The 8,568-nt window shown below is 43.5% G+C and carries 8 protein-coding genes and 2 pseudogenes; 7 read left to right on the forward strand and 3 right to left on the reverse strand.

The window, feature by feature from the left end:
• Nucleotides 1–35: 35 nt before the first annotated feature.
• Nucleotides 36–627 (forward strand): annotated as a pseudogene (locus CPY98_RS13975) (tyrosine-type recombinase/integrase); the annotation flags it as partial.
• Here the strand turns inward: CPY98_RS13975 and CPY98_RS20875 are convergent.
• On the reverse strand, nucleotides 578–883 hold the full coding sequence (locus CPY98_RS20875; RefSeq protein ID WP_157743850.1) for a hypothetical protein: 306 nt from the start codon (nucleotides 881–883) through the stop codon (nucleotides 578–580). The pseudogene CPY98_RS13975 and the gene CPY98_RS20875 overlap by 50 nt on opposite strands.
• 162 nt (nucleotides 884–1,045) lie before the next feature.
• On the reverse strand, nucleotides 1,046–1,864 hold the full coding sequence (locus tag CPY98_RS13980) for a DUF2971 domain-containing protein (RefSeq protein WP_231899417.1): 819 nt from the start codon (nucleotides 1,862–1,864) through the stop codon (nucleotides 1,046–1,048).
• A 991-nt stretch (nucleotides 1,865–2,855) separates the two neighbouring features.
• On the opposite strand from CPY98_RS13980, the gene CPY98_RS21125 reads away from it, so the two are divergent.
• The 3 genes and pseudogenes from CPY98_RS21125 to CPY98_RS21130 form a co-directional block, all read left to right on the forward strand.
• Entirely contained in the window at nucleotides 2,856–3,047 is a 192-nt protein-coding gene (locus tag CPY98_RS21125; RefSeq protein WP_369828235.1) for a hypothetical protein, read from the forward strand.
• Nucleotides 3,047–3,553: a YbjP/YqhG family protein gene (locus CPY98_RS14000; RefSeq protein ID WP_046448614.1), complete on the forward strand. Its 507-nt coding sequence runs from the start codon at nucleotides 3,047–3,049 to the stop codon at nucleotides 3,551–3,553. Before CPY98_RS21125 ends, CPY98_RS14000 begins: the two co-directional genes overlap by 1 nt.
• A gap of 231 nt (nucleotides 3,554–3,784) precedes the next feature.
• Nucleotides 3,785–4,069 (forward strand): annotated as a pseudogene (locus tag CPY98_RS21130) (recombinase family protein); the annotation flags it as partial.
• Here the strand turns inward: CPY98_RS21130 and fusA are convergent.
• Nucleotides 4,009–6,111, reverse strand: coding sequence for an elongation factor G (fusA, locus tag CPY98_RS14010; RefSeq protein ID WP_096388125.1), 2,103 nt, complete (start codon nucleotides 6,109–6,111; stop codon nucleotides 4,009–4,011). The pseudogene CPY98_RS21130 and the gene fusA sit on opposite strands and share 61 nt — an antisense overlap.
• 161 nt (nucleotides 6,112–6,272) lie before the next feature.
• Between fusA and CPY98_RS14015 the strand changes: the two genes are divergently transcribed.
• The 3 genes from CPY98_RS14015 (at nucleotide 6,273) to CPY98_RS14025 (ending at nucleotide 8,548) form a co-directional block, all read left to right on the forward strand.
• Nucleotides 6,273–6,575: a helix-turn-helix transcriptional regulator gene (locus CPY98_RS14015; RefSeq protein ID WP_043494408.1), complete on the forward strand. Its 303-nt coding sequence runs from the start codon at nucleotides 6,273–6,275 to the stop codon at nucleotides 6,573–6,575.
• Between the two features lie 785 nt (nucleotides 6,576–7,360).
• Complete coding sequence (locus CPY98_RS14020; RefSeq protein WP_226930237.1) at nucleotides 7,361–8,032, forward strand: helix-turn-helix domain-containing protein; 672 nt, start codon at nucleotides 7,361–7,363, stop codon at nucleotides 8,030–8,032.
• A gap of 57 nt (nucleotides 8,033–8,089) precedes the next feature.
• Complete coding sequence (locus tag CPY98_RS14025) at nucleotides 8,090–8,548, forward strand: hypothetical protein (RefSeq protein ID WP_043494410.1); 459 nt, start codon at nucleotides 8,090–8,092, stop codon at nucleotides 8,546–8,548.
• The last annotated feature ends 20 nt before the right edge of the window (nucleotides 8,549–8,568 follow it).

Raw genomic sequence — 8,568 nt, forward strand, 5'->3', positions numbered from 1 at the left:
TCTCATTCTTTCTACTGGAATCTATACACTCTTGCGATAAGCCACAAACGAATCACTTCCCGTTCTTAACAGCTGATGAGATTCCCGAATTTGTGGCTGCTTTAGAAAACTATCAGGGAAGCCAATTATCGAAGTACGCCACACAGCTGCTGATGCTGATGCTGATGCTGATGCTGATGCTGACAGGAGTAAGAACTATTGAACTGCGCGCCGTAGAGTGGAAAGAGTTCAATCTCGATAATGCTCTATGGGAAATACCAAAAGAACACATAAAAAAAAGTCGTCCCCATTTGGTTCCTCTATCAAAGCAAGCAATTGACATACTGAAAAAACTAAAAGTCATCTCTGGCAATTACACACTGGTTTTTCCTGGTCGCAATGATGTGCGTAAGCCAATGAGCGAGGCGACTATAATATAAATTCATCAAGATGATTGGCTATCATGGCAGATTAACCGGTCACGGATTTCGACATATGATGAGCACAATTCTGCATGAGAAGGGTTTTGATAGTGCTTGGATCGAAATGCAACTTGCGCATGTTGATAAGAACTCTATTAGAGGAAATTATAATCATTTTATTTATATTGAACAAAGACAACAGGATTTATTCTGTCACCTTTATTAACAGAGAGTTCGACGTCAATTATAGATTTACTATCAGGAAATTTTCTGACAATATCTATTGCTTTCAAAAAGTAATCCTCATACTTTTTACCCCCCTCGTAAATATAAGGGATTCCTTTATCTACTGTAGCAATCATTCCTTTGCCATAAGCCATTCCTGCATATTTATCCTCTATAATTACACGTCCTAAAGAGTAAGAGTCTTTTTTTAACCTCATTTTATAATATTTTAGATTTCGTCCCTGCAACACTTTCATTACTAATTTAAATAATAGGTCATTAGTTCTACATCCAAAATATATCATTTAAACTACATATAGGCGCGCCATAAATTTCATTATTAACTAAACTTTTCAAATCTCTCTTTATAATATCTCTATTTTCACCGCGATATTTATAAACCCTCATTGATAATTTCCTTAAAGCCTCCCAGTCCCAACATGCAAATTATAGTCATGTGTACCACGTTCTATTTTTTTGAAAAAAACCTTTTTGTCATTAAATATGGACTTCAATAACTTCAAGTTTTTCTCACCTGCAGAATATCCTAAAATAATACAGTCAATAGCATCATCGGAATAATCACAAACTCTATAATTATCACTATCATTAACCGCTAATTCAGAATGAATTAATCTATATTCGTCCTCATATTTCCAAGGGAGTGATTTTGAAAAAATTATATCCTTAGCTGCATTACTTCCATCATATAATCCATTCATTAAGTTTACTGGGCTATTGCTGTATTTAACATCACCATGTTGAGATGGTAATAAATCTTTTAAAAGAATTTCTTTTTTAAATCTTATACAATAACCTGAGTGTGAGCCAGCATAATGAGACCATAGCAAAGGGTTAGTTGCATTTTTAGAGAAACAACAGACAAATGATCTTAATAATGCGCCTGACACTATATTAAATACGGGGGATAGCTCATGATTTTCAATCCCATATTTTTCAAGCTGAATTTTCGCTGCATTAAATTGGCTATCAACAATATTCTCTAGAAGGCTGTGGTCATTTTTAGCCATCTCGACAAGAGAGCTTTTTGTTGGATTATTTATTATAAAATTCTTTATAGACTCTCTGCTGGTCAAAGTAACCGGAACATTCATTGAACAATCAAAAGGATCATTAAAATTACTCCCTCTTGAAAACCAAATTTTATTATCTTGTAATGCATTGAGATTGTTTATACTAAACTCACGATATTTATAAATATACAAAGCGCCCACCATAAAAAATCACATAATCCATGATTGTTTGATCATACCTCAAGTACATCAAACATTAAAATGACGAAAACGGCACTACACCGCACCCGCCTGCGGCTTTTGTATCTGAAAAATTTTTCAGTTTTGATTTTCTACAACTCGGTAGGCTAACCCGCGCCACTACTAGGATTCAGCAAAGGAATACAAACTGAAAACATTGAAAAGGATTTCAGTGTTTTTCAGTTTAGCCTCTTAATAGCTCATTCATTAAGAAAAATAACTTATTGAAATAAATATATTTTTTAGTTTTCGCGACTAGAGTTTTGTTTTTTGCAATTTGTCATGACATAAAAAAACCGAGCAGATTGAAATGCTCGGCTAACGGCAAACTTTTAATTTTATCTTGTGTAAGCCATGCAGCTTTTTTCTTTCGCCTCTGGACGTCTTGAATACGCGCACGAACATAATCACGGTATTTATCCAGAACGGAGGAGGCTCTGGGTCTTGACGTGTATTCTGGAAGCTCAGATTTTACCTTCAGGTAGCGCTTGGCGGTGTTAGGAGAGATGCCTAGTTTTTTGACGATAGCCCAACGGCTCAGTTTTGCACCGTTGGTAACACTCCCCCCATTCCGTTCCCGCTGCTGAGTTCGGTCTATTAGTGGTAGTTAAGTGTTTACAGTTAGTTAAGGGTGCAAGAGAAGAGAACTACTAAGTACGGTTTCAGAGTGGCTTGTGAAAAGCGTAATCTCATATATTTTTCGCATTTTTTGATGAGTAGAAATTTAAGTTAAGGAGTAAGAAGTAATTTTAGGCCATATCAGGGATATAAAATGAGCTGGAACAAGCAGGTAGCAATATCGTATTTGAGGACGCATGCACTCGGCAGATCGCATAGTGAATGTGCCAGATTTACCCGACTAGCAATTCTGGCGGGCGGTGTTGATATTGGTTCGCCAAACTCGCATTACGCAAAGGACTACGGTGCAAATCTGATAAGAGCGGGATTTAGCGAGGTGCCACCAGGCTCTATGTTGCTTCCCGGTGACGTGGCAGTGATTCAACCTTATCCCGGAGGTAATGGGATTGGTCATATGACTATGTCTGACGGTATGACTTGGATTAGTGACTTTGTTCAAAGTGGTATGTATCCCGGCCCTGGCTATCGCCGCTTGCACCCGTCTTTCAAAATCTATCGGATGAACTGATGAAAAGATTACTTTTGCCGGCTGTCATCTTGCTGGTAGCATGCAGCTCGGTTCCCAATCAAAACCAGCAGGCGACCAAACAGGCCAAAGAGTTTTACACGTCGTATCTGACGCAATTCGGTAGCAATGTCACGGCACCATACCCTTCTGATAAACTTAATAAATACGTATCAGCCGATACGATAGGCCGTATTAACGCTATCCAGGATATTCCAGAGCAAGAGCTAATGGAGTCTGATTACTTTACCTACGTGCAAGATTATTCAAGTGATTGGGTTCCACAGTTGCGCGTTGAGGGTGCAACGCCATTTTTGGGCGGAGAAGTGGTTCAAGTAATGGAAGGTGTTGAAAACGGCGGCTATATCCATCTTGAGGCGTTTTTACGTCGTGAGGATGGAATCTGGAAAATCTACCGAGTGCGCGATGTAACGAACAACCATGAGCATCCGATATTTAGCAGTGGGGCCATCGCTCAGGCAAAAGCCCTGAAAGAAAGTGGAAGGTAATTTAATTAACAATAAGGGGCTTAAGCAGATTTGCTCGTACCCCTTTTAACTGTTCAGAAGGACTCTCCTTTACGGACAGTCTCAATCATAGCGTTTTATGCATTCGCAAAGGTTGATTATGTTTTTATGAACGGCCATGATTTACGAACAAATCACCCAGAGAATTTAGCATAGCTGTTATTCCTTACCTAATGTGTATCAACCAGCGACTAGACTGTAAAAAATCAGCACCAGCAAATCGTGGCTGATGGTTATGCTCTGGAAGATGACTTTGTGTTTGTTGATGAGAATGTTAGCGGAACGGCCCCCGCGGAACAAAGACCAGCGTTGATGGGGGCAATCCGAACTGCTCGCCGTAATGATATATCTGTAGTAGTCGCAATTGACTGTCAAGGGCGCCACACTATCGACGTGCTAAGCACTGTCGAGACCATCAAGGCCAAATGCGCAGCAAACTATGCTTTTGCGCGGTTGGCAATGATATCTTCGGCCACGTTGCGCGGTGCTTCGGCATAATGGTGAAACTCCATGCTGTAGGTTGCGCGCCCCTGAGACATCGATCTCAACGTGGTTGCGTAACCAAACATCTCGGCCAGCGGAACGTCAGCACGAATAATCTGGCTGCCAAACCGCTCTTCCATGCCCTGCACCATGCCGCGACGGGAAGAGAGATCGCCCATGATGTTCCCTGCGTACTCTTCCGGCGTTTCCACCTCGACGTGCATCACCGGTTCCAGAATGGCCGGATCGGCTTGGCGCGCGCCGTCTTTAAAGCCAAAGATCGCCGCCATACGGAAAGCCATTTCCGAAGAGTCGACGTCGTGATACGAACCAAACGTCAGGGTCGCTTTTACGTCCACCACCGGATAACCCGCCAGCACACCGTTGCTCATGGCTTCGCGCAGGCCTTTCTCCACGGATGGAATGTACTCGCGCGGCACCACGCCGCCTTTGGTGGCATCTTCAAACTTAAAGCCGCTGCCCGGCTCAAGCGGTTCCAGACTCAGAACCACATGACCGTACTGCCCTTTCCCACCGGACTGACGCACAAATTTACCTTCGATCTCTTTCACCGCTTTGCGTAACGTCTCGCGATAAGTCACCTGCGGACGCCCGATATTGGCCTCAACGCCAAACTCGCGTTTCATGCGGTCGACGATAATTTCCAGATGCAGCTCGCCCATTCCGTAGATGATTGTCTGACCGGACTCTTCGTCCGTGTGCAAGCGGAACGACGGATCTTCCGCCGCCAGACGCTGCAATGCGATACCCATTTTCTCCTGATCGGCCTTGGTTTTCGGCTCGATCGCCAGCGAAATCACCGGTTCTGGGAATTCCATGCGCTCAAGCGTGATCACGTGATCCGGATCGGTCAGTGTATCGCCCGTCGTGACATCTTTCAGTCCAACACAGGCGGCAATATCCCCCGCCCGCAGCTCGTCGACTTCATGACGATCGTTGGCATGCATCAGCACAATGCGTCCAATACGCTCTTTTTTCCCTTTAACCGGGTTGTACACCGCGTCGCCTTTTTTCAGCACGCCGGAATAGACACGGATAAAGGTCAGTTGACCAACGTACGGGTCGGTCATCAGCTTGAACGCTAACGCCGAGAACGGTTCATCGTCACTCGGATGGCGTTCCGCTGGCTGCCCTTTTTCATCCACGCCATCAATAGCCGGAACGTCGAGGGGCGACGGCATCAGTTCGACCACCGCATCAAGCATGCGCTGCACGCCTTTGTTTTTAAACGCACTGCCGCACAGCATCGGCTGGATCTCACCTTTGATAGTGCGCTTGCGCAGCCCTTCAATGATTTCCGATTCGCTTAGCTCGCCTGTTTCCAGGTATTTATCCATCAGAGCATCAGTGGCTTCCGCCGCCGCCGAGACCATTTTGTCCCGCCAGATTTGCACAGTACTCAGCAAATCGTCTGGTACCGGACCATAGCTGAAGGTCATTCCCTGAGTGGCATCGTCCCACAAAATGGTGCGCATTTTGATGAGATCGACCACGCCGGTAAAATGCTCTTCTGCACCGACAGGAATGACAATCGGCACCGGATTAGCTTTCAGGCGGTCAATCATCATCTGTACCACGCGGAAGAAATCGGCTCCCTGACGGTCCATTTTATTCACGAACGCCAGACGCGGTACGTGATATTTATTTGCCTGTCGCCAGACAGTTTCTGACTGCGGCTGTACACCACCGACGGAGTCATACACCATCACCGCGCCGTCGAGCACGCGCATGGATCGCTCCACTTCAATGGTGAAATCCACGTGCCCTGGGGTGTCGATAATGTTGATCCGGTGCGGTTCAAAATTTCGATCCATACCAGACCAGAAGGCACTCACCGCGGCGGAGGTAATGGTAATCCCGCGCTCTTGCTCCTGCGCCATCCAGTCTGTTGTTGCCGCGCCATCGTGAACTTCACCCATTTTATGGCTCATTCCGGTATAAAACAGAATGCGCTCGGTGGTCGTCGTTTTACCGGCATCGATATGCGCGGAGATACCGATGTTGCGATAACGTTCGAGAGGGACGGGTCGGGGCATGATAAATCCTTAGTCAGTTTGACTTAAATAGAACAACCGAAATGGTCGTCTGTGTGTTCGTCTGTTATAATAGTCCTATTGTACGAGTATATACGAACTATTTTTTTAAGGATGAGCCTATCATTAAGATAGCTCAAACTGTGCGCTAACTTAGGAAGCCTATGATTGCTAACCATCCCGAACCTGAACAGATCACGTTGGAAAATGTCCTATTAGCCCTCGGTAACCCGCTAAGACTGGAGATCCTCCGCCTGCTCGCCGACGGCGGCGAACTCAGCTGCAACGCGCTACGTCCAGAAGAAATTGCCAAATCCACCATGACGCATCACTGGCGTGTATTGCGCGACAGCGGCGTGATCTGGCAGCGTCCACAGGGACGCGAGAATATGATTTCTTTACGTAGAGAAGATTTAGATACCCGTTTCCCAGGGTTGCTGGATACGTTACTGAGAGTGATGCAATAACCTTTGCTTCTATGCTGGGTGGCACTCACGCTAACCCAGCCTGATTTCTACAGCCGCGTCGAGCACGACTGCTGCCGATCTTGACCCAACGCCATAATACGATTGTCTCCCTTTGCTCCTATTCCCTCACTCACGTCCTATCAGCTCACTATTAAATTTCCCCCCTCAAAATCCCCATCACGAATACCTTTTACATCATCACGAATATTCCAGAATTGGATGAGTCATCCGATGAGTGGCTTATAAAACCGAATTAAAACTCTAAAAAAACCAATATAACCAGACGATAAAATTATAAAACAAAATTTCACTGATATAAATATCTGACAAGAGTAGGCCTAAGTATACTTTTGCTCAAGAAAACGAAGGCGCACCATAAAGCGCACCAATAATATCTTCACCTCTGGTCATCTAATAATAATCAGCACTAGACAGGTAGAAGAGTTACGCGGTTTTAGCCTGCGGCTGCCGCTGAGCAACATCGCTGAACAACAGAGCTCCCTTAATTTGGCCATTGTTCATTCTGTTATACGTATATTGAAGCGCGGAGTATTTCCGTTTTTTAACCATTCGTTTTTAACATAGAACGTAAAAAATGATAGTAGCCTAATGATGATTGTGGAATTTGAATTTTCAAAGTTAATAGACCGCCTCCTTCCTCAATCTATGCGGCTCAATGCCGTAAGTCATATATCGAGATTTGACTCGTTATGCTGCTGACGCTATCGCTAACCTAAGATGAGTTTCATGCTTGATTTGGACATAAACATAAAATGAAAATTACCATGAATGATGACAAGAGACACAACAAGATTTCCATTATTACGGATAACGAATACCTAAAGTTAGGTCTATTCTCCTTACTTGACGATCTTGACCCAAAAATCATCGTCAATAAGGCTATTTTTATTGATGTAGATAGTTTGAAACTTATGTCAGATCTTGGGATTATTTTAAAAAATGCCTATGCAAACCGTACATCAGTGATCCTTATTTGTTCAGCCGGCGATATGTCGATGGTATTAGAGCGATTACCGCATATCGATATTAATGCTCCGCTGTCAGTTTGGATGCGTGATATGCCCTCGTTGCTCAGATCAAGCTTAACTTATTACTTCATTAAAGAGTTCAACGATCTTATTTGTGTTAAAAAATTGGGCTCAATGAAAATGGCTATTATTCTTATGGCAAATAAAGGATGGACGTTTAGCCTGATAGCCAGAACGCTTAGAATTTCGCATAAAACGCTTTACCGCTATACGGGTGGACTCGTCTCATACTTTAATGTGAAAAATATCAACTTCTTATTTTATTTTTTGAGAGCGAGATTTCCGCCCTCTTATTTTGATTCGCGTTTTGGTGACTATTCACCAAGAACGCCGTTGTTGTCATTCGTTGCAGGGAAAGTTCTTCCTCAACACCCTGCGCGAGTTGCACCACACTTGCCCCAACCGTAGCCAATACTGGCCGTTTAATAATGATTTAATCATGATGTAATTAAGGAGCTATTTTATATGAACATGGGTTCATCAAAATTATTGATCTTGGGATCAATCTGTCTGTTGGCTGCATGCTCAACTCAGCCAACAAAGAAGCCTCAGAGCAACAACCATAAAACAGCTGCGGCAACGACTGGGTATACGAATGCAAATACACCAACGGATAATTATATTGCAAAACGCACCGCAAACTTGACCGGCATCACTTTGGCTTCAACCAATAACGTTTGTGTTGACCACTTTAATTTCCTCAGAGAGACACAGGCTCCTCAATATCAAAAATATACCAAAGACTATGGTGACATTGGCAAAGGATATCGTTTCTTGAACGTCAATAAAAACATTATGGATAACGACGCCAAAGAAGTTTATACCATGTCGCTTGAAATGAAATTAGATACATTATGTTCAAAAGTGCAATACACCGGATATTCCGTTGTTAAAGGAAAAATAAAAGAACTCGCCGGAATTTAATTCCACATAAAAATAGATTT

The organism is Hafnia sp. CBA7124 (assembly GCF_002355555.1).
Classification (GTDB): domain Bacteria; phylum Pseudomonadota; class Gammaproteobacteria; order Enterobacterales; family Enterobacteriaceae; genus Hafnia; species Hafnia alvei.